22 protein-coding genes are annotated in these 21,051 nt (G+C 46.4%); 6 read left to right on the top strand and 16 right to left on the bottom strand.

The window, feature by feature from the left end:
* Positions 1 to 44: 44 nt before the first annotated feature.
* From FRZ54_RS06365 to FRZ54_RS06405, 9 genes are all read right to left on the bottom strand, one after another.
* Positions 45 to 1,184, bottom strand: coding sequence for a carboxypeptidase-like regulatory domain-containing protein (locus FRZ54_RS06365; protein ID WP_147030799.1), 1,140 nt, complete (start codon positions 1,182 to 1,184; stop codon positions 45 to 47).
* Positions 1,185 to 1,315: 131 nt separating this feature from the next.
* Positions 1,316 to 1,576, bottom strand: coding sequence for a phosphopantetheine-binding protein (locus FRZ54_RS06370; protein ID WP_147030800.1), 261 nt, complete (start codon positions 1,574 to 1,576; stop codon positions 1,316 to 1,318).
* Between the two features lie 68 nt (positions 1,577 to 1,644).
* Positions 1,645 to 2,928 carry an ABC transporter permease gene (locus tag FRZ54_RS06375; protein WP_228462640.1) on the bottom strand — a complete coding sequence of 428 codons (1,284 nt, stop codon included), beginning with the start codon at positions 2,926 to 2,928 and terminating at the stop codon, positions 1,645 to 1,647.
* On the bottom strand, positions 2,918 to 3,676 hold the full coding sequence (locus FRZ54_RS06380; RefSeq protein ID WP_147030801.1) for an ABC transporter ATP-binding protein: 759 nt from the start codon (positions 3,674 to 3,676) through the stop codon (positions 2,918 to 2,920). The genes FRZ54_RS06375 and FRZ54_RS06380 overlap by 11 nt, the downstream gene beginning before the upstream one ends.
* The gene (locus FRZ54_RS06385; protein WP_147030802.1) at positions 3,670 to 4,680 is read right to left on the bottom strand and encodes a BtrH N-terminal domain-containing protein; all 1,011 of its coding nucleotides are present in this window, start codon (positions 4,678 to 4,680) and stop codon (positions 3,670 to 3,672) included. The genes FRZ54_RS06380 and FRZ54_RS06385 overlap by 7 nt, the downstream gene beginning before the upstream one ends.
* Positions 4,670 to 5,077 carry a hypothetical protein gene (locus tag FRZ54_RS06390; protein WP_147030803.1) on the bottom strand — a complete coding sequence of 136 codons (408 nt, stop codon included), beginning with the start codon at positions 5,075 to 5,077 and terminating at the stop codon, positions 4,670 to 4,672. The genes FRZ54_RS06385 and FRZ54_RS06390 overlap by 11 nt, the downstream gene beginning before the upstream one ends.
* Before the next feature lie 67 nt (positions 5,078 to 5,144).
* The gene (locus FRZ54_RS06395; RefSeq protein WP_187359765.1) at positions 5,145 to 6,293 is read right to left on the bottom strand and encodes a beta-ketoacyl-ACP synthase III; all 1,149 of its coding nucleotides are present in this window, start codon (positions 6,291 to 6,293) and stop codon (positions 5,145 to 5,147) included.
* Positions 6,294 to 6,297: 4 nt separating this feature from the next.
* A complete protein-coding gene (locus FRZ54_RS06400; protein ID WP_147030804.1) occupies positions 6,298 to 7,197 on the bottom strand; it encodes a hypothetical protein in 900 nt (299 codons plus the stop codon).
* Between the two features lie 12 nt (positions 7,198 to 7,209).
* Positions 7,210 to 7,698: a hypothetical protein gene (locus FRZ54_RS06405; protein ID WP_147030805.1), complete on the bottom strand. Its 489-nt coding sequence runs from the start codon at positions 7,696 to 7,698 to the stop codon at positions 7,210 to 7,212.
* Between the two features lie 210 nt (positions 7,699 to 7,908).
* On the opposite strand from FRZ54_RS06405, the gene FRZ54_RS06410 reads away from it, so the two are divergent.
* The 5 genes from FRZ54_RS06410 (at position 7,909) to FRZ54_RS06430 (ending at position 11,470) form a co-directional block, all read left to right on the top strand.
* The gene (locus FRZ54_RS06410) at positions 7,909 to 8,706 is read left to right on the top strand and encodes an SDR family oxidoreductase (protein WP_147030806.1); all 798 of its coding nucleotides are present in this window, start codon (positions 7,909 to 7,911) and stop codon (positions 8,704 to 8,706) included.
* A 124-nt stretch (positions 8,707 to 8,830) separates the two neighbouring features.
* Positions 8,831 to 9,295, top strand: a complete 465-nt coding sequence (locus FRZ54_RS06415) for a 3-hydroxyacyl-ACP dehydratase FabZ family protein (protein WP_147030807.1) — start codon at positions 8,831 to 8,833, stop codon at positions 9,293 to 9,295.
* On the top strand, positions 9,288 to 10,559 hold the full coding sequence (locus FRZ54_RS06420) for a beta-ketoacyl-[acyl-carrier-protein] synthase family protein (protein ID WP_147030808.1): 1,272 nt from the start codon (positions 9,288 to 9,290) through the stop codon (positions 10,557 to 10,559). Before FRZ54_RS06415 ends, FRZ54_RS06420 begins: the two co-directional genes overlap by 8 nt.
* Positions 10,560 to 10,814 (top strand): acyl carrier protein, encoded by a 255-nt coding sequence (locus tag FRZ54_RS06425; RefSeq protein WP_147030809.1) that lies wholly within the window; start codon positions 10,560 to 10,562, stop codon positions 10,812 to 10,814.
* Positions 10,814 to 11,470 (top strand): 4'-phosphopantetheinyl transferase superfamily protein, encoded by a 657-nt coding sequence (locus tag FRZ54_RS06430; protein WP_147030810.1) that lies wholly within the window; start codon positions 10,814 to 10,816, stop codon positions 11,468 to 11,470. Before FRZ54_RS06425 ends, FRZ54_RS06430 begins: the two co-directional genes overlap by 1 nt.
* Here FRZ54_RS06430 and FRZ54_RS06435 read toward each other — a convergent pair.
* Positions 11,467 to 13,446: an FAD-dependent oxidoreductase gene (locus tag FRZ54_RS06435; RefSeq protein WP_147030811.1), complete on the bottom strand. Its 1,980-nt coding sequence runs from the start codon at positions 13,444 to 13,446 to the stop codon at positions 11,467 to 11,469. The two genes, FRZ54_RS06430 and FRZ54_RS06435, sit on opposite strands and share 4 nt — an antisense overlap.
* A 420-nt stretch (positions 13,447 to 13,866) precedes the next feature.
* Between FRZ54_RS06435 and FRZ54_RS06440 the strand changes: the two genes are divergently transcribed.
* Complete coding sequence (locus tag FRZ54_RS06440) at positions 13,867 to 14,625, top strand: PIG-L deacetylase family protein (protein ID WP_147030812.1); 759 nt, start codon at positions 13,867 to 13,869, stop codon at positions 14,623 to 14,625.
* On the opposite strand, the gene FRZ54_RS06445 is transcribed toward FRZ54_RS06440, so the two are convergent.
* The 6 genes from FRZ54_RS06445 to FRZ54_RS06470 form a co-directional block, all read right to left on the bottom strand.
* Entirely contained in the window at positions 14,622 to 14,984 is a 363-nt protein-coding gene (locus FRZ54_RS06445; protein WP_187359766.1) for a VOC family protein, read from the bottom strand. The genes FRZ54_RS06440 and FRZ54_RS06445 overlap by 4 nt on opposite strands.
* Before the next feature lie 37 nt (positions 14,985 to 15,021).
* Positions 15,022 to 15,924, bottom strand: coding sequence for a metallophosphoesterase family protein (locus FRZ54_RS06450; protein ID WP_147030814.1), 903 nt, complete (start codon positions 15,922 to 15,924; stop codon positions 15,022 to 15,024).
* Positions 15,925 to 16,011: 87 nt separating this feature from the next.
* Positions 16,012 to 17,055, bottom strand: coding sequence for an adenylate/guanylate cyclase domain-containing protein (locus tag FRZ54_RS06455; RefSeq protein ID WP_187359767.1), 1,044 nt, complete (start codon positions 17,053 to 17,055; stop codon positions 16,012 to 16,014).
* 2 nt (positions 17,056 to 17,057) lie between these two features.
* Positions 17,058 to 17,435, bottom strand: a complete 378-nt coding sequence (locus FRZ54_RS06460; protein ID WP_187359768.1) for a response regulator — start codon at positions 17,433 to 17,435, stop codon at positions 17,058 to 17,060.
* 26 nt (positions 17,436 to 17,461) lie between these two features.
* The gene (locus tag FRZ54_RS06465) at positions 17,462 to 18,772 is read right to left on the bottom strand and encodes a sensor histidine kinase (protein ID WP_147030817.1); all 1,311 of its coding nucleotides are present in this window, start codon (positions 18,770 to 18,772) and stop codon (positions 17,462 to 17,464) included.
* A 46-nt stretch (positions 18,773 to 18,818) separates the two neighbouring features.
* Positions 18,819 to 21,047, bottom strand: coding sequence for an ATP-binding protein (locus tag FRZ54_RS06470; RefSeq protein WP_147030818.1), 2,229 nt, complete (start codon positions 21,045 to 21,047; stop codon positions 18,819 to 18,821).
* Positions 21,048 to 21,051 lie beyond the last annotated feature (4 nt).

The following is a 21,051-nucleotide window of genomic DNA, read 5'->3' on the forward strand; positions in this document are numbered from 1 at the left end:
ACGGGTGGCAACATTCTTTACTGTATTTCGGATAACAACCTGTATTATTTTTCCTTGCCATATTCGAGCGGCATCAGGTCGGCTATCTGCTCCCATGCCATATATCCTTCGAATAGCAAACCACCCGGATTACTAAAGTTCCCGTTGCCATCAATACTAACACTTGTGTCTACAAGATTTACCATGGAAAACTGACCATTGGGTACTTTACCACCTGTAGGTCTGTCGAGTTTATACCCGGTATTACTGAACTCGTACGACTCACGCTCGTTAGTATACACCACAAACAGGCAATCCTTATATTTCAATGTCTTAAAATATTTGTCGGTTACTGTTAATAACGAATCGAACAATACGGGGTGAAGGTCAAACCGGAGAGGCTTTTCGCGATCGTAAGGCACACCCGGCGGTGGTTTATTAATCACCTTATATACCTCGAATCCTTCTTTTAGCACCCGGTCATCATAGATAGCTTTCATAAAGTGGGTTACAGAGCCTTTGTAGGCAATTTCCCTGTTCTTATTCCAATATTTAAGTTGTTTATCCGATTTTGGCGTTAGCTCTGCGAATGACGGAGAGCCCTGGTATTCAAGAATATGGGTATTGTAATTATATTCAAAGTTCTTAAGCAGGTAATTTATTTTATAACCAAGCGCCGTATTCTCGATCACGATGAAATCTTCGGCAGTTGCAGAAAGGGTATTAAGTCGTTTGCTGAACCGGAAATGCAGTACTTTGGGGTTTAATATTTTACATTCAGTTGCATTAGGTGTAGTGGCTAAAAACTTTCTTTTAAATTCAGCGAAATGATCATCCCAATTCGGATCAAAGGTGATCGTCACTTCATTCAATGCATTTATTTTCTGCTTCAGGATGACATCGACAGTAACGGATGCGGTTTTAAGAGCAACCGGGATCGACTCAGCGGTAAACCCTATCATTTTTGCAACCAGCACATACGACCCTGGCGAGATATTGTTCAGGTGAAACAGGCCTTCTCCATCGCATACCGTTATAATTTTAGTACCTGTTAGAAATACGGTTGCGCCGGGCAACGTTTGTCCCTTTTCATCTTTTACGGTACCATTTATACTGTAATTTTCCTGGGCGCGCAAAGGGGCAACGTATCCGGCCGTGAAAAATAATATGAAAGTTATGGCAAGTTTAAGCTTCGATAGGGCCATAGTATGTCGGTATTTCCAAAGGTTCTTTAAAAATAGGCCAAAAAAACCTGAAAACAAACAGCTATAGCTTAACAGCGTTAACAATGCCGGAAGATTGCATAAAAGCGCCAGCCGGTACTGCTCTAAACCGACTATTTTCCGTGCTGCTGAATATATTCAGCCATGGTATTTACGTCAACCAGCACCTTACGCCCTTCTTTAGGGTCTTGTATGGTAATGCCGTACTCGCGTTTTAGCAGCACGATCAGTTCAAGCGAATCGATCGAATCCAGCCCAAGCCCGTCGCCAAATAGCGGCTCGTCGTCCTTAATATCGGCAGGGGTCAGGTCGGTCAGGTTTAAAAATAATATGATCTGGCTTTTCAGCTTTTCTTTTAGTTCGGTAATTTCCATCGGGTAATAATAATGTTTTTAACAATGATGCACGAATCCTGTTTAAATCTTTTGATCACGAAATCGGGTCATATTAAATTTTTTCTTTTCAGCCCCCAAAACGCCACCAACTGGAGTACAACTATGATAGCCACAAGCGGCACAAGGTAACCAATTACATTAACCAGCCTGCCATTCTCCAAAAACAGGCCGTAATAAGCTTCGAGGCACCAGTGCATCGGCGAAAAGTTGGCTATCGCTTTCAGCGAGGTGTCCATAGAAAATGTAGGTACCATAAGCCCGCCGATGGCCGCCAGTATAACGATGGATATGGCCCCAAAACCGTTATTTTGCTGGTGAGTTTCCGAAAATACACCCACACAAATAGCGTAGCTAACGGCACACCAGCCTGTTAATATCGTTACTACAAATAACCCCAAAATATCATGGGTCAAATTGAGCGCAGGTAAATTTATCAAAGGGAATAACCATATACCCAGCGAGAATATTACAGCGGCTTGCACAAGGGTAACAACAATATATACGATCTGTTTGGAGGCCATGCCGACCAGGTAGCTTGTGGGCAAAGTTTTAAGCCGGATAAAACTACCGCTCACCTTCTCCCTCACCACGCTGCCGCCCAGCGACATAATGATAAAGAACATGGCAAAGATGGTCCAGGCCGGAACGTTGTGCTGCGCCGCATTTGGCGGTTTAAGCGAGCCGCTGATCGAAATGGGTACGTCGTTGATACCTGCTTTGCTGTTCAGCATTTCCCCCTCGAGTTTGGCAGGAAGGGGTTTTTCATTAATGGAGAAATATAAGGTTCGTAAAGTTTGCCGGCTTTCCACTAGTTGCAGGGCGCTTTGTAAGGCTCCTTTTACCGATAGGCGGATCGACTCCTGCAGAACCGGGTTATAGTACAGCTTTAATGGCTCCGGGTCGCCAGGGTCCTTTTGCGCCGGATCGGCCTGCAGGCCAAAACTGGTAAGCGCTTTGCCGGCAGTGGTCCTTGACTTGGCCATAACTTTTTGGGTGAAATCCGCCGGGATGATAATGCTCATCAGCGCATCATTCTTCTTCATCGAATCAGCTATCGCCTTCTCGTCCTGGTTTTTTGGCAGGCCGGATACACTGAACATGCCCACTTTTTTTATCGCTTCAACCAGTTGTTTTGACGATGTTCCGGTATCGCGGTTGCATATCAAAACCGGCAGTTTATTTTTATTGATGAGCTGGAAAGTGCTGTTCTGGATATCGGTGATAACAACCACGAGTACAATGGGCATCACGAACATCAGCGCCAGCCCTACGCCATCGCGGAGGAGTACACGGAGATCCTTTAGTACAGCGGCCCAAAGTTTAAACATCATTGCGGTATTCTTTGCCGGTAAGTTCAAGAAATAAACCTTCCAAACTGTCCTTGCTATGTTCTTTTAGTAATTCGGTCAGGGTATTTTGGGCGATGATCTCGCCGCTGTCGATCAGCGCCACTTCTTCGCACAAACCTTCAGCTTCGCTCAATTGATGCGAAGTGTAAATAAGCGTGGTCCCGTTTTTATTCAGTTCGAGCAGGTAATTGATAATGGCATGCCGTGTTTGCACATCGACACCGACGGTAGGTTCATCCAGTATCAGTACAGACGGATCATGAATAACCCCGATGGCCAGGTTTACCCTGCGCTTCATCCCGCCCGAAAATTTATCCACCTGTTTATTCCGGACGTTTTCCAGCCCGAGGATATGCAGCAATTCATCCGTGCGGGTTTTTATCTGGCGGCGGTTCAGGCCGGCCCAGGCGCCAAAAAATTCCAGGTTTTCCACCGGGCTCATTTCCTGGTAAAAAGAAAAGTCCTGCGGAACAAAGCCGAACAACGCATTTACCTTATTGCTGTGCCGGCTTACATCGTGGCCCAGCAGTTCAACGGTGCCCTGGTTGGCCGACAATAGCCCTGTCATCAGGCTCAGTAAAGTGGTCTTCCCGGCACCGTTCGGCCCGAATAAACCAAAACGCTCACCTTTTTTTACTTTCAGGTTCAGCCCCGAAAAGGTAACGCCATCATTGCCGGGATAATGAAAGCCCAGGTTACTGATTTTTATGGCCAATTCGTTATTTACCATTTTATATTTTTCAAAGCCAAAAAGGCACTCTTTTCCAGGTCGGCAATTTCAAGCAGGTAGTCGCCCATCTGGTCAAAATCCTGCTGGCTGCCCAACCGTCCCTTGTATATACCTGCAGCATGTACGGCTGCCGTGCGCCAAAGGTCGCCCGATTGGGTGAAAATTCTTGAAATTTCAAGCAGTTCGTCCTTGTGGGTATAGGCGTGTGCTTCCTGTAAAAAGGCCGCATAAATATAGCGAAAACCACCGCCGCCGGTGCCAATTTCTTCCTGCATCCGTACCAGCTGCGCCAGGTACGAGCCGGCTTTCTGCACACCCAGTTTGTCGCGCCAATTCCTGATCTTTCCCGCAAGGTATTTGATGCCTTTAACGCCCGCAAAAGGCCCCGGAATACTAAGCATCATAAAGGTGTTCCGTTTTATTCCTTTAATGATCGCTTTCTGTATTTGGTCGTCGGTAATATCCGATTTACTTTCCGCATAATAAAGCTGCCCCCTTGGCGCAAGGGTGCCCCTGGCAAATCTTACGCGTTCCAGTTCGTAGCTCGTTAGCTGGGTTGGCGTCTCCATCACCGGGTCGCTGATGAGGTAATTATCATCCTCCTTGCCAAAAACAATAAGGTTATGGGCATTAAAATGAAAGCGGTATTCGCGCGGAAAATAAGAAAGGTAGTAAACCCCCACCTGGCAGCCAACCGGCCTGCCCTCATCAAGGCACTGTTTTAAGGCGGCTTCAGCTTTTTCTTTTGAACCGAATTTTTTCCGTACAACCGGTATCCCTAAAGCCTGGCAGGTCTTTTTAAATATCAATCCCGGGAATGTACGGAAAGCTATGGCCGGCCCATTATTGATCTTGATAAACGGCAGGTAAGTGAAAAATAACCCGGCGCCAATGCCAAAGGCCAGCGGCTCGGTTATTTTATCTCCTGATATTTTGCGCAATAAGCTGCTGGTAACACCGGATTCGCAATGTGCCGACTGGCGGTGTTCAAAATCAAGCTTCATGCACGGTCATTGTTTTTAGCTCATCAACCTTTACGTTAAAGGCGTCGGCATATTTTTGTAGTTTTTTTTCTGATAAGCGTTTGAATACTTCTGGCTTTAAATGCCGTTTTATCTGCCATTTCCAATACCCGGTATAGCCGGCTAATATGCCAATGCCCATCAAACGATATTCCATAAAAAATAATAGCGGACTGGCCGCGCCATTCAAAACCTGTTGCCGGGCTTTGGCTATGCGTTCTTCCACCTCCTTCCAGGCCACGTTCAGCGCTTCGTTCTTTACGTCCCAGCCATTGCTTAACTCGGTGGTATATTTCCCCGAACTGTCTGTAGCATAGCAAACCTCTTTGGTGATCTTCCCGAGGGCACCCATATCCTGCGGCACATTTTCCTTCTTCATGATGACACGATTAAGGGATTATTTGGATCGAAAAAGTCATGAACCGTTCCATTTAACTAATAACAAGTTAACAAACCGTCAGCATCGCATACATATACGAAAAGCGCGCGCTTTCCGGAACGAGTAACAACAGACGGTCGCCTTTTTTAAGTTTACCGCTGTGGAACAGTTCGTCGATCATCAGGTACACCGAGGCTGCGCCTACGTTGCCCACGGTATAGAGGTTGATGAACCATTTTTCGTACGGGATGCCGCCGCCGTAAAATTCTACCAGGTCGTATATCTTGCTTTTAAAAAAATCGCTGGATATGTGCGGCAGAAAGTAATCGATATCCCCTGCAGTCAGCCCTTTTTTATCGAATATCTCCTTTATCTTTTTACCGCCCAGGTGAACTATGTTATCGCTTAGTAAAGTAATATCCTGCTTTACACTGAAGATGGACTTATTCATGATCTCTTCCGGCGTATAATCCATAAAGCCTTTCAGCGAACCATCTTCCATCTTCTCACCGCCCATATACATACAGGTATCCATAACGTTGGCATAGGAAGCACCCTCTATCCAGTCTACACGCAGGCTTAAGCCATCAGGGTTTGGCTTATCAGACATCAAAAATGCCGAGGCCCCGTCTGACAGCATCCATCTTAAAAAATCTTTTTGAAATGCGATGAAAGGATTGTCTTCCATTTCTTTCAGTTTCTGTGCTTCCTCTTCAAAAACATCTGAAACCAGGAGCCCTGAAAACCGCTCGGAACCTGTAGCAATGGCATTCTTTACCTCGCCTGCTTTAATGGCCAGGTACGCAAATTTAAGCGCGTGCATGCCAGCGCAGCAAACCCCCGCCGGCGATACTACTTCGATCGACTCAAACTCAGGCAGCCAGCCGTGTGCCATTACACCATGGCTCGGCATTACCTGGTCGGGTGATGAAGTTCCGCATGAAAGCAGTTCGATCTCTTTTATCTTTTCGGGATCATTTTTAAACAGCTCCTTCACCGCCAGTGCCGTCATTTCGGCGTTGGTGTGGGTCGATTTGCCATTTTTATCCAGTGCATAATAGCGGTTGATAATGCCATTATTGCGTAATACTATCTTTTTTGATTTGGAGGGCCGGCCATCGATATAGCCGAGGTATTCCTCCATCTCGTCATTTGAAACGGGGTTATTAGGAAAAAATTTAGAGGTGGAGTTTATATAAACTTGGTTCACAGACATATTACTAACTTACTTGTAAATAGTTTTTTGTTTTAGCTTTAATTCTTTTTTGGGAAAAAGGTTTTATAAAAATTGCATCTAAGGTAAGAAGAATGGGCGCGCCAACGAACAACGCAACATAAAGATAATACTTAAATGCCATGAGCCAGAAGTGCCGGCGCTGTTTGCGTTCAATTAATCCTACCCATTTGGTATAAGTTGGTACAGCAGTGGTTTCCAGCAACATCAGCGGGTATTTTACCCTTACAGCATTTTGTTTCAGCAGTTCGTCCTGCATTCCTTCCCAGTCGTTCGTCATCAAATGCTTAGAAACGGTTTGCCCGTAAACTTTAGTATTGGCGATATCCTCGGGCGATACGCCCGGTTTTGGGAATATGCCCAGGTACCTGTCTTTTTTACCCCCGAGCATCCAATGAAAGATGGTGAAAAAGCTAATGGCATTGGGATGTTTATCCACCAGCGCGATATTACCAACCAGGCTGGCCCCGGCATCTTTCAATTTCTGGCGAACACGTTCGTAAGCATTGAGCCACATATTGCGTGCCTCGCTGATGGTGATAACCGGGGTGCCTTCCAGGATATTTTTTATGGCAGGGTTATTCAATATTGAATTTGACGGTATGCTTGGCCAAAGAAACCAGGGCTGATAACCAAGGATGACAAGGTCGTAGCGCTTTTCTTCCAGGTTAAATGGCTCTAATTCCGCCGGTACTTCCTGCACGCAATCAGGCATTACAGAATAAAAACGTTGCCCTGTCCAGGGGAATGGGTAATCGGATACTAATTTCACCTGCACTTTTTCGACATGATCGCCGGCCGCGGCGAGCGGCGCCGTAAAGTTATCAATGATGTCACGCATTTGCCCTGACTGCGTGTAGTAAATGGCCAAAACCTTTTTATTCATTCGGCGGCAAAATTAGAAATCTTCCTTGTGCAACACTTTGGAATTTGAACAATAATCCAAAATAGCATGCTGCACGGCAGGCGACAGGCTTTTGAAGTTTTTGATAACGAATGCCTTGTCCTTTTCAATATCCGACCGGTACTTTACTATTCTTGGTGCGTGCTCCTCTATCGTCAGGCGCAAAAAATGAAACTCGGTATGGTCGGGGTCAGCCATCAACGCTGTTTCAAGTTTGATACGCCCCTCTTTAAACGACTTAAGCTTATCCTTGTTTTTTTTCAGCAGGTCGGCTTTTTTCATCAGCAAAGCGCCGGTATAGCCATCCCGCTCTTTTTCGGGAGCGGCAGAAAGGTCCCGGATCTCGTTATCTATCGCGTCTATGTCACCTGATTTCATAACGGCATAAAACGCGGCCTTGTCGAATTTTTGTTGCAGCGGCCGGCCAATAACGATGCCCGCAGTCAGCAATATCAGCCCTGTAAAAAATATGATCCTTCTCATTGTAGTTGTACCAAACATAGTAAATATTCGATGGCCCCGCAACAGTCCGGCGACCGCATAGTTGTGAGAATATCTGATATTTATACCTTAAAACTAATTTACTTTTGTTTACTTTGAGGCTGCAATTTTTTCTGTTTTAGGAATAAATTGCTTTTTTTAATACCCCTTGTTAAGACAGGCTAAGGTTATAAAAGTTTAAAAGATCGAAAGTTGGATACAAACACGCAGTTTTCAGGTTTGTGGGCTGTTATTTTGGGGGGATCGGGCGGTTTTGGATTTGCTTCGGTTGAAAAACTGGTCCGCCACGGTATGAATATCGCTGTGCTTTACCGCGAAACATCTGTTGGCGAAAAACCTTTGCTTGAGAAATTCTCAAAAATGGCAGCCGAAAACGGCGTTACTATCCTGCCTTTTAATGTAAATGCGTTAACCGCCGAAGGGCGCGCATCGGTCATTCAAAAATTGACCGCTGAAAACGGCATAGCAAAACACGGCGTAAAGCTGCTGCTGCACTCCATAGCGCGCGGTAATTTAAAACCTTTAGCAGGTAATGATGTTCTGACTACCGACGATATCCAGTTTACAACTTATGCCATGTCGAACAGCTTGCTTGACTGGACAAGGGATATCCTGGATGCTGATCTTTTTCATGAAGACGCCCGTGTTATCGGGCTTACGAGCGAAGGCGCCCACAAGTACTGGGAGGGTTATGCCGCGGTGTCGCTGGCTAAATCATCGCTGGAGAGCCTGGCTAAATATATGGCGGTGGAGTTTGCACCGATGGGGTTGAAAACAAATATCATCCAGGCGGGAATTACCCCGACGGCATCATTAAAAATGATACCCGGGAGCGAAAAATTGATAGCCATAGGCAACGAACGCAACCCCATGGGGCGTATTACACAGCCCGGCGATGTGGCGAATGTTATTTACCTGCTTTGTACCGGCGAGGCTTTCTGGATAAACGGGGCGTTAATTCACGTAGACGGCGGCGAACATTGCCGATAGGTGATGTGCAGATTTTAAATGTGCAGATATGCAGATTAATTATATATAGGAAAAACTATTTCACCAACTTGCAGGGTACATTTGCACATCTGTAATTTGCACATCCGCACATTAAACTGAACTTATGAATAATCACATACTAAGCCACTTGCCTTATAAATCATCTTTCCGCTTTGTGGATCACATTTCGGAACTGAGCGAGGATGGTGTGATAGGCGAATACACACTAAAGGAAGATGCCTTTTTTTACGAGGATCATTTTGAAGGCAATCCCGTGACGCCAGGGGTTATCATCACCGAAATAATGGCGCAGATAGGCCTGGTGGTGCTGGGGATATTTTTGCTGTTAAAGGAAAGCGATTTCAATTTCGGGGACGATGTAGCAGCATTTCCGCTGCTGACATCAACCGAAGTGTCCTTTCATAAAATGGTTCTGCCAGGGCAAAAAGTAAAGGTCACATCGGAAAAAGAGTATTTCCGCTTTGGTAAACTGAAATGCTATGTTGAAATGCATGATAGTTCAGGCGACCTGGTTGCTAAGGGGATGTTTTCGGGAATAGTCAAAAAAGTCGATCTGAAAAATGGCTAAACGCGTAGTGATCACAGGTATGGGGGTTGTTTCGCCCAATGGTATTGGCATTCCTGCTTTTTTAAATGCAATTCAGAAGGGTATATCGGGTATCCGTTTTGTGCCAAAGTACGAGGACCTGCATATGAGCTGCCATGTAGCCGGCATCCCCGAATTTGAATGGGATAACCTTAAAACTTACATATCTGAGGTCAGCTTTCACGGGCTGAAAGGTACCAATATAGCATATGGAATTACTGCCGCCCTTGATGCATGGGCCGACGCCGGGCTACCTTATGATACTGATGAGCCTCGCTGGGAAACGGGTTGCGTTTTCGGTAACAGTGCGCCCGATTCGGAAGCGACCAAGAATGTCATCAACAAGGTTGATAACCGGGAAGTGAAAAAATTAGGTTCGCGCGTGGTGGAACAAACCATGAACAGCGGTGTTACCTCCTTTATATCAGGGAGATTAGGTTTGGGGAACAGGGTGGTAACCAATTCGACAGCATGCGCGACGGGCACACAGGCTATTTTGATGGGCTATGAATATATTCAAAGCGGTTTGGCAAAGCGGATGCTGGTAGGCAGCGGCGAATATATCGATTCATATATTTTCGGAACTTTCGATTCCATGCGGGTGCTTTCGCGTAAGTTTAACGATCAGCCCGAACGCGCGTCGCGGCCAATGAGCGCATCCTACGGCGGGTTTGTACCGGGTTCGGGCGCCGCTGCGTTTGTGCTTGAGGACCTTGACTTTGCGCTGGCCCGTGGCGCACGCATATATGCAGAAGTTTTGGGTGGATGCGCCAATTCGGGCGGGCAGCGCGGCGGTGGCACCATGACGGCGCCTAACCCTGCAGGGGTGACACGCTGTATAAGCGAGGCGATGGAAAATTCAGGCATTAAACCTGGCGACATCGACCTGGTAAGCGGTCATCTTACAGCGACAATGGCCGATAAATACGAGATACAAAGCTGGGCGCAGGCCCTGGGAAGAAGCGGAAAGAATTTCCCGCTCACCAATTCGGTTAAGTCAATGATAGGGCATTGTTTAAGCGCAGCCGGCTCGATAGAGTCTGTGGCATGCGTATTGCAGATTGTGCATGGATTTGTGCATCCAAATATTAACTTAGAGGACCCAAACCCCGAGATACTCAGCATAGTAGACACGGAATGTTTGCCCACAAGCATGATAAAGAAAGAAATTAATATAATTGCAAAAGCAAACTTTGGCTTCGGTGATGTCAATTGTTGCCTGATATTTTCAAAATTCAAAAATTAAATGACCAGGGAAGAGATTTTAAATGAGCTTAAAAAGGTTATCGCGCCATACACAACTAATAAGGAGATGCTGGACGGCATCAATGACCAAACGGACCTGATAAGAGATTTAAAGATCAATTCAGCCAATTTGGTGGATATTATTATTGACGCGGAAGCTAAGTACAATATCGAGATCGATTACGATTCGGCCGATAAAATGATCAATGTGGGCAGCTGCATTGATGTGATATACGATAAACTCGATCAAAAGTAATGGGCGGCACCGGCTGCGATATTGTGGCTTTAAACGCTATCAATGTTAACCGCAGCCGGCAATCAAGGTTTTATTCGAAGATCATTGTCGATAGTGAAAAGAGCTTTTATGACAAAGCTCTTTCTGTTGTAATGCCGCTTGAGCATTTCGTCTGGCTTGCCTGGTCGGTAAAGGAATCGGTTTACAAATTCCTGCAGCGGCACGACCCCGAACTCGTTTTTTCACCCTCGAAGATCATTCTTCAGCAGCTAAATGTTCCGGAAAAGGCAGGGTTACTTGCTGAATTAGAAGGGCTCGGATTCGACAACGATGCTGTATACTCCGGACTGGCTGAATTTGGTCAGAAGGGATTTTACTCCAGGTCGGTTATCGATGATAACTTTATTTTCACAGCGGTGAATGATAGCAATGACTTCAGCCGTCTATATTGGGGTATCAGGCGCATCGGTTCTTCCGAAACAGATGCACAATCAGCAGAAGTAAGGAAATTCATTCTTGACAAACTGAACCGGTTATTCCCCGGCGAAGAGCTACGTATCGAAAAAAGCGCGCACGGTTCCCCGCTTCTTTTAAGCGGCGATAAAGAACTGCCTGTTACCATTTCCTTCGCCCATCACCACCGTTGGGTTGCTTACTCTTTTGTGCTGAACAACTAACGACCTGGTACAAGCAAAACAGCGTCCGCCTCTATCTTGTCTGCAGGATGAATAGTGGAGATTTTTATACTCACCGCTTTACCTGCCTTCAATTGATATTCGCCGAGGGATGTCCATTCGCCGCTGGTTTGACCTTCTATTTCCGTATCTGCCGGATTTATGGTGAGATTTTTCACAACGCTGCCCGTCGAAATATTTACGCTAAAAGGCGTTTTATTTCCGGAGGATGAATAGGTATATATCTTATACGCACCGGACTTTGTTACCGGGTGACTGTACTTTACAGTTTTAATGGATGAGCCGGTTGTATCGCTGATCAAAACAGTCGGGCCGTAGCCGCCGTGGCCTACGGTCCACTTTCCATTAGTTTTAACATGCTTCGAATCGTTATCGTCTAACAGGATATCAGGTGTACGGCCATCGGCTAATGGATTTTCCCGCAAGGATTTCCGGATATCCGTTACATTTACTTTTTGTACGGTAGTATGATGGTCGATGGCGTAAACGGCTGCCTGGGCCGCGCTTTGGCTCAGTACCATAAAAACGGGCTCCATGCGGATGGAACCGTAAGCGATATGGCTGGCCGACAGGCACACCGGCACCAAAAGGTTAGTAACATTGGTTGGGGTAATAGCACGGTAAGAAATTGGATAGGGTCCGAAACCACCCACCTGCACATCACCTTCATTCTTCACCATTCCGTTGGTTACAATTCGTTCGGCATTGTGCGAATCCATGGTATAGGCTGCCATGGCAATGCCGTCGTTCACGGTGATTTTGCCTTCGCAGTTGGCTTGCATCATCACATACCGGCCTATCATGCGCCGGGCCTCACGGACGTATATTTGCGACGTCCAATTGCCATTATCGGTATACTCGTCTTTCGGGTAACCCCATTGCAGCATTTGTCGGCGGATGTTCTCCGGCACACGCTGGTCGTGCCCTAAAAAATAAAAAAGCCCCTGCGTGTAGTTTTTGTGCAGCTGGATGATCTTCTCCCTCGTCGCCTCATCGCCATCCGGGTAATCGTAATTAACGCCGATCATATCCGTCGAGAACGCCCCGTTGTTGTTGATATCCGTCTTGTGGTTCGGCATCATGCTGATGTACATGGGCAAACTGGTCGGCGCCTTATAGTGGATCATCCGCAGGTAAAGTTCATAGTGGGTGGAATCATAATCTGCCGGGCGTGTTATAGGGATGCTATTAGCCGGATCATTGCTCAGGCAAACGCGAACGTTATAAGTTTGCACCCGGTGGTCGCCGGTACCATTGGGTTTTAAGGTATCGCTGCTAATGCCCCAAAGCAGGCCGCTTTTCGGGTCACCCAAAACTTTATAAGGGTCAACGCCATCGGCAAACTGGTGCTTGTCGCGCAGTTCGACACCATCATACGTCTCATTGTATTGGCTGTTGGCCTCGCGTCCAACGGTATATTTCACCCGGGCTTTGGCCATCAGGTCGCCCTCGTAGGAGCAATCGATATATTGATTTGCTGCTATCTTTATATCCGGCTTTTTGTTGCTTAGGGTAGGGTGCAGGCTTAAATTCCTAATGCGGATGCCAAATTTCCGGATACTCAGATCGACCGCAGTCAGGCTGTGCCCATAAATAACCGTGATATTATGGCGTTTTAAGTAATCCCTGAAAATGTCTTCAGCCACATGTGGCTCAAATATCCACTGCTCCAGTTTGCCATAATGTTGGCCAACCCGGCGGTAAAAATCCAGTGCCAGGCCGGTTACTACATATTTATTGCCGATATCGGTATAACCCAGGCCACCTGACGATAGGCCGCCTACATGGCTGCCGGTGGCTATCAATATCACTTTCTTACCTTGCGCGGCTGCTGTGTAAGCAGCGATCACTCCGCCCGATGTTGCGCCGTAAACGCAGATGTCATAAGTTTTGGCGGGGCCGGTTTGTGATAATGCGGCTAATGGCAAAAACAGGCAAATGAGTAAAAAGCCTTTCATAAAGTATATTGTTTAAATCTAAGATAGGTAATAAGGATCAGCATTTTTACCCTGTCTGTTCCCAGCGTCGGCATGTTCCCCTAAATTAGCTGCGATATACCCCCAATTTTCAAGGGCGCTTTAAGGGGTACTGAGCCGTAGGCTCTACCTGTTTTTAGAATAATAATGAATAATATTTTTGCCTCGTAGAGGCTACCGGTTCGGCATTTCTCTCACATGCCGCAATCCGCGGTAAAGGGTAGCCTCTACGAGGCAAACCCCTTTTCTTTCCATTGGCTACAAACAGGTAGACCCTATGGGTCACGAATACTCACGGCAGATGGATGTGTGTACATTGCGGCTGATTTTACAAGAGAGAAATATATCAGTAGCTAACGTTAAATCACAGAATTATGTAATTTCAGCTATTCATTTCAAGACATGAAAAAACCATCTGCGAGTCGCCGTAATTTTGTTAAAACTGCCGGGCTCGGCTTTTTGACTTTGCCTAATCTCTTACAAACCGGGCCGGCATCGATAGCCACTAAGAAAAAAGCGGTTTGCTTCGGCGGGCACCCGGACGACCCGGAAAGCGGCTGCGGCGGCACGCTTGCTAAACTGGCGGCTATGGGGCACGATGTGACGATCATTTACCTGACCACCGGCGAGGCCGGTATTGAAGGAAAAAGCCACAGCGAAGCAGCAACAATACGAAAGCAGGAAGCGATAAATGCCTGCGCGATATTAAAAGCTAAACCTGTTTTTGCGGGACAGATAGACGGCGATACGATAATGGATAATACCTGGCTGGCAAAAGTGCAAAAAATGATAGCTGATGAGAGACCGGATATTGTTTTTACCCATTGGCCCATTGACACGCATAAGGACCATCAAATAGCCAGTTTGCTGATGATACAAACCTGGGTGCGTTCGGAACATAAGTACCCGCTATACTTTTTCGAGGTGTGTACGGGCGAGCAAACCATGGGCTTCAAACCAACGGATTACGTGGATATCACCGAAACGCAGGAGCAGAAGAGGAAATCGGTTTATTGCCACGTAAGCCAGGACCCGCCGGGCATATACGGCTGCGGACATGCGTCGATGGAAGATTTCCGCGGGCGCGAATTGGGCGTAAAAGCTGCGGAAGCGTTTGTATTTATGACCGGGAAGGGAATGGGCGGCGTTATTGCCTCTTAGTCCTCTGGGCATTCAATGCCATGCCCGAAGCGGATGATGTGGCCGTCTGGATCCTGCACCAGCATCTCGCGCATAAACCAGGGCTTATCGGCTGGTGGGGACAAAATGACAGCGCCACGGGCTTTTATGGTTTCGTAATATTCATCCAGGTCGTCGAGGTTGATACATATCCAGGTGCCCGGATGTCCCTGTGCACCCTTGCAGAAAAATATTCGTACCGGATCATTGCCAATCCCGCCGAAAGTCAGCTCCTGGTCCCATATCCAGTCATTGCCAAAGCCGAGCACATCCTTATAGTAGGCGATACTCCTGGGAATATCGTCTGAGTAAAGAATAGGTACGAGACTTTCAAATTCCATAAATGGGCAATCGTATAACAAATATAATATTGAAAGATCAGTAGTTGATATAATCTTCCTTAAAACTACCGTCAGCATAAAGATCTATCACGCCGTACCCCGGAGCCGTTTCGCGCCGGTTACCTTCCCACCATGCCCCGCTTACTGCACCGTTGCAAATGTAGGTGACATTATTATAGATCAGTTTCTCGCGCAGATGGATATGCCCGCTCAGGCAAAGTTTCACGTTTGGATGTTTATAAAACAGGTTGATGATCTTTGAAACGTCGGTATGCATATCGCCGCCGTACATGGTCCAGCGGTTAACGATATTGTCTTCGATCAGGTTGGTAGCAGTGAGGATCGGGATATGGGTCATAACCAATACCGGCATAGCCGGGTTTGTATTCTTTAACTCATTCTCCAGCCAGGCAAACTGTTCATCGCCCAGTTTGCCGATGTACCATGTATTGTCGATGTCGAGATGAACGCTATCGAGCAAGATAAATTTCCAGCCGCTTTTGATAAAGCTGTAATAAGGGGTTGAAAGCCCTAACTGATCCATGGAATATTTTTTGCCGTAAAGTGCCTGTGCCTTATCGTCCTCATTCCACCAGATATCGTGATTGCCCAGGCAATAACTGACAGGTAGTTTGCATTCATTTGCCCACACAGACCGGTACAATTTCCATTGATCGCTTATGGTGCCGATGTTCTCCTTGTTCATGTCGAATACCACATCACCCCCATTCAATACCAGGTCGATTTGCGGCGATTGCTGCTGAAGATGGTGCAGGCATTTGGTAAACCTTGACGGAGCTTCAAATTTATCCTTCAGGTGGATATCGGTCAAATGAGCTACCCGCAAGACAGGTTTCTCGCCCGATAAAATTTTGTTGAAGGGGATTGCAGGGGCCAGCAAAATACTGCCAAGGCCTTTGAGCGCTGATCGTCTTTCCATAATAAAGTGTTTGCGGGGACATAAAAATGCCCTTGCAAATTTGCTTTATCTTTTTGGATTTTGCCTTAACAGAAAGTTAAATGAAAGTTATTCTATCACTGCGTAGGTAACAACGGGTTTCTCCTTGTTTTTTAGGGTAAACTCGCCGTTTATTTCACTTTTGAAGGATTCTTTGATCTTCTCATGCACATCTTCGGTAATGAGTATCTGACCCGCCTTGGCAACCGATTGCAGGCGCTGTGCAACGTTTACCGAATCGCCTATGACGGTATAATCAAGCCTTTTCAGGGAGGCGGAGCCGATATTTCCCGAAACCATCTCACCCGAATTAATGCCTATCGAAATCTCGGCTTTAAAGGTTTTATCACCGGCGGATATGGGATCGAGTTTTGCCAGTTCGGCGCGGATGGCCAATGCTGTGTCGATGGCCCGGTCGAGGTGGTAATCGCCGCGGTAAACAGCCATTACAGCATCGCCCATAAATTTGTCCACGTGCCCGCCCTGCGCTATTATTTCTTTTACGATCTTATCGAAAAGGCCGTTCAGCAAATTGACTACGATATTGGCCGGCACATGCTCGGTGATCTTGGTGAAGCCGCAAACATCGATGAACATTACCGTAGCATCCATTAGTTCGTTCTTCAGCAGGCTGTTCTCGAACTCTTTATGCGACATAAAGTTGAGGACATTATCGTCCACATACATTTTCAGGATATTATTTTCCTTGATGGCCTGCATCGTATCGTGCAGTTGCTTTACATAGTTGATGGTTTTTTCCATCGTCAGGTCAAGGTCCTCAAAATCTACCGGCTTGCATACAAAATCGAAAGCGCCGCGGTTCATGGCCGTCCTTATATTTTGCATATCGCCATAGGCAGAAACAACTATGGCTTTTATCACCGGGTTTGCTTCGGGCAGGCGGCTCAACAAGGTCAGCCCGTCCATTATAGGCATATTGATGTCCGAGAGCACAATGTCCAGGTCGGGGTGCTCGCTTACTTTTTGCAACGCTTCCTCGCCGTTTTGTGCAAATACGAATTCGTACACGTTCTCACGTATCTTCCTTCTAAACTTTTGCTTTACCAACGCTTCCAGGTCAGCCTCGTCGTCGACAACAAGTATCTTGGCCATTATTATATGCTAAAGGTTTTAAGTTTTTCTTTCAACAGGTTAAAATCAAGGGGCTTTGTTAAAAAGTCGTTCGCGCCGCGTTCCATTGCCTGGCGGTGATTCTCTTCATCGCCATAGGCGGTAATCATCATTACCATAGGGGGTGGCGTGTCATACTCGTGCCTGATGCGCGACAGCAATTCCAGTCCGCTCATGCCGGGCATATTGATGTCCGAAAGAATGAGCACGATCTCCGAATGCTTATCATGCAGATAACTCAATGCATCTTCACCCGACAGGGCAAAATCGAACTCAAATTCGTGTTCCCTTATTTCCTTACGGAACCTTTGCAGAAAGAGCGGCTGTACATCAGCCTCGTCGTCTACTACGAGTATTTTCATAATTGTGATAAATATACTTAATTAAACTATACCGGGAGGGTTATCTGGAACTCCGTAAACTCTCCCTCTTTACTTTTTACATCAATTTTACCGTTGTGGCCTTTCACTACAATGTCGTAGCTAAGCGATAAGCCCAGCCCTGTGCCTTCGCCGGTGGGCTTGGTGGTAAAAAATGGTTGTAATATCTTGTCTTTTATATTGTCAGGTATACCGGTGCCGTTGTCCCTTACCGTAATTTCCAGGCGCTTGGCCTTTGCTGCCGTAGTTACGGTTACGGTAGGTTTGAAAGCATTGCCTTCGGCCAGGTGGCGTTTCTGAACTGCGTAAAAGGCGTTGTTGAACAAATTTAAAAGTACGCGGCCAATATCCTGCGGCACCATTTCTGCCTTCGGCAGCCCTTCTGCAAAATGGGTAACCAGCTCGGAGTTGAACGATTTGTCCTTTGCCCTTAAGCCATGGTAAGCCAGACGCAGGTATTCGTCGGCAAGCTTATTAATGTCGGTCGGTTCCTTTACATCGCTGCTGGCGCGGCTATGTTGAAGCATCCCTTTCACAATACCGTCAGCGCGCTTTCCATGATGTCGTATTTTTTCGAGATTTTGTTTAATGTCGTTGGCTATTGCCATGGCTTCTTCAACATCTCCCTTTTTTAACTCCTCTTCCATTTCGTCTATCAACTCGGCACTTACTTCTGAGAAATTGTTGACAAAGTTGAGCGGATTCTGGATCTCGTGCGCGATACCTGCCGTCAACTCACCAAGCGAGGCCATTTTTTCAGACTGTATCAGTTGCGTTTGGGTGGTCTTTAGTTCGCGAAGGGCCTCCTGTAATTCTTCTTTTTGACGTTGCAACTCTGTAGTTCGTTCGCCTACCAAAACTTCAAGTTCGGCCCGCCGTTCGGCACTGATACGTAACGCCTCTTCCTGCTTTTTGGTAGTTGCCCAACGGGCAAACGTCCAGATGAAAGCCGCAATTACCGCAAAAACAAAATACTGGTCGTTACTGCCCTTTTCAAAAAAGAATCCAAAGAATATTTTAGCAATAGCATTGATGTAACCAATGGCAATAAGCGGGTAAGTGGCCTGGAAAACAACTTTATAAACTCTTAGGTCTTCTTCTTTATATCCGTAATAAGCCAAACCAAGTAGCGCAGTAGCGCCAATAAGGTCCTGGTATTGTTCTTCGAGAAACCACGATCCGATAAAAAGCCCCACTGTTCCCCAGGTAGCCATAATGATCATATTACGCCACTTGGGATATAAGTACAAATTGCCTTTGAGGCGTTTATTTATTCGCCTTACAAGGAGAAATGCCGTTAGAAAATAAAAGAAAGACATGGTTCTGCTATAAGTTCAATTGAGAAACCTAAAGTAAATATTAAACTTAAGAAAGTGGTAAGATCACCGTAAATTCGGTGTATTCACCTTCTTTGGTATCAATTTCGATCTTTCCGCCGTGCCCCTTTACCACCATATCGTAGCTTAACGAAAGGCCCAGGCCGGTGCCTTCGCCTGTAGGCTTGGTGGTAAAGAAAGGCTGCATAATTTTATCTTTTATAGCGTCGGGTATACCCATGCCGTTATCTTTTACCCTGATAAAGATGTTGCCGTTTTTTGCGATGGTACTAACCTCAACGGTTGGCTTATACCCGGGTCCTGCTGTTCTTTGCTTTTGCTGGGTTGCATAAAAGGCGTTGGTGAACAGGTTAAGCAACACACGGCCGATATCCTGCGGGATAGTATTTATTTCGGGCAGCCCGGCTTCAAAATTGGTAACCAGTTCCGAATTGAAGGATTTATCCTTTGCCCGGAGGCCATGATAGGCCAGCCGGAAATATTCGTCGGTCAGCTTGTTGATATCCGTTAACTCCTTGACATTGCTGCTGGCCCGGCTATGCTGCAGCATCCCTTTTACAATGCCGTCGGCACGTTTGCCGTGATGGTTTATCTTTTCTTCGTTTGCCTTGATGTTTGCCGCAATTTCAAGGGCATCGTCAACATTGCCGCTTTTTAGTTCTTCGGTCATTTCATCTATCATCTCGCGGTTTACCTCGGCAAAGTTGTTGATAAAGTTGAGCGGGTTCTGAATCTCGTGGGCAATGCCCGCCGTCAGTTCACCCAGCGAGGCCATTTTCTCTGACTGCACCAATTGGTTCTGCGTTAGTCTAAGGTCGCCCAGCGCTTTGTTGGTTTTATCGCGTTCTTCTTCTATCAACTGCTTTTGTTTGCTTAGCAGGTTATTGGCTTTTTGTTTTTGACGGTTGTTGCGAAGCAGAACAATGGCGGTAATGATGATCAGGCCCAGGACGATAAGCGAACCGGTTATAAAATAGCGCTGGGCTTTTTTATCCTGGTTAAGTGCGGTTATCTGGGCCTGTTTTTTGGCAAGGGAATAATTGTATTGCAGGAGGTTAGTTTGGTTGGAAACCTGGGCATTGGTCATACTATCGCGGTAGCTGATATAAAGAACATGGTATTTGTAAGCATTGGCAAAATCCTTTTTCATTACATAAGCATTGGCCAGGGCCTCGCTGTTATCCCGTTTGAATTCTATTGTTGCGGAACGATTAGCTTTTTCGTAGCCATTGGCGGCGTAGTAAATTGCGCTATCCGGTTTATTTAATTTCAGATAGGCCCGCGCCAATATGCCGTCTATCCATTCCTCACCTTCGGCATCATTTATTTTTTGTGCACCATACAACGACTTAAAACCATATTTAAATGCCATCGGCATGTTACCCGTGCGCACATATACATCGGCCAGGTTACTCTCGGTAAGCTCGGTATTATAGGGCAATTGGGTTTTACTTAGCCCCTCCTCATAAGCTTTTATTGCTTCCGGGTACCTGCCCGTAAGGCGATACATCTCCCCAATGCGATTAAGCAGGTTAAATTCAAGATTCCTGTTACCGAGCTTCTTGTTGGCGTCCAACGCTTTTTTATAATAAGCAATAGCATTGGGCTGGTCGCCGATATTTGTAAAAATTGTGGCTATTGCCGACCAGGCCTGTGCCAGGGCATTAAGGTCGTTTGCCTCCTCTGCATTCTTTTCCCCTTTCAGCGCCCACTCCATAGATTTGGTATAGTCGCCCACTGAAGTTGAGTACAAACCGGAAAGTCCGATCTGCCGGCGGGCGATCAAAGCTTTATCCATGGTCTTTTGAGCGGCTGCTTCCGATTTAAAAGCATAATCCAATGCTTGCTTGCTTTCGCCCGTAAGGTTGTTTAGGGAGCTCATCGCAGCGTAAGCATTGGCCAGGTGTGTTTTATCCTCAAGCTTCTGTGCCAGGGCAATAGCCTGTTGCAGGAGCACCCTCGCCTGCGGTAAGTTATTTTTACGGTACGTTAACCTGGACATAATAATTAGCGCCTCTGCTTCGCCGTCTTCATAATGAAGTTTGCGCGAAATGGCCAACGCTTCATTTGCCATGCTGTCCGCCGTGGCAATGGGCAGGGTCATTAATGAAGGCAGCTCGTTAAGCCGGTTTACCCTTAAGGTATCCGCTTGTGTATGTTCTTTTAAATCTTTTTGAACCTGTTTGATCCGGGCCTCCTGCGCATAGCAAAGGCCGGAAACGATGGTAAGCAAAAGGGCAACAAGTGCTTTTTTCATGTGA

This window comes from Mucilaginibacter ginsenosidivorans, from assembly GCF_007971025.1.
Lineage (GTDB): Bacteria > Bacteroidota > Bacteroidia > Sphingobacteriales > Sphingobacteriaceae > Mucilaginibacter > Mucilaginibacter ginsenosidivorans.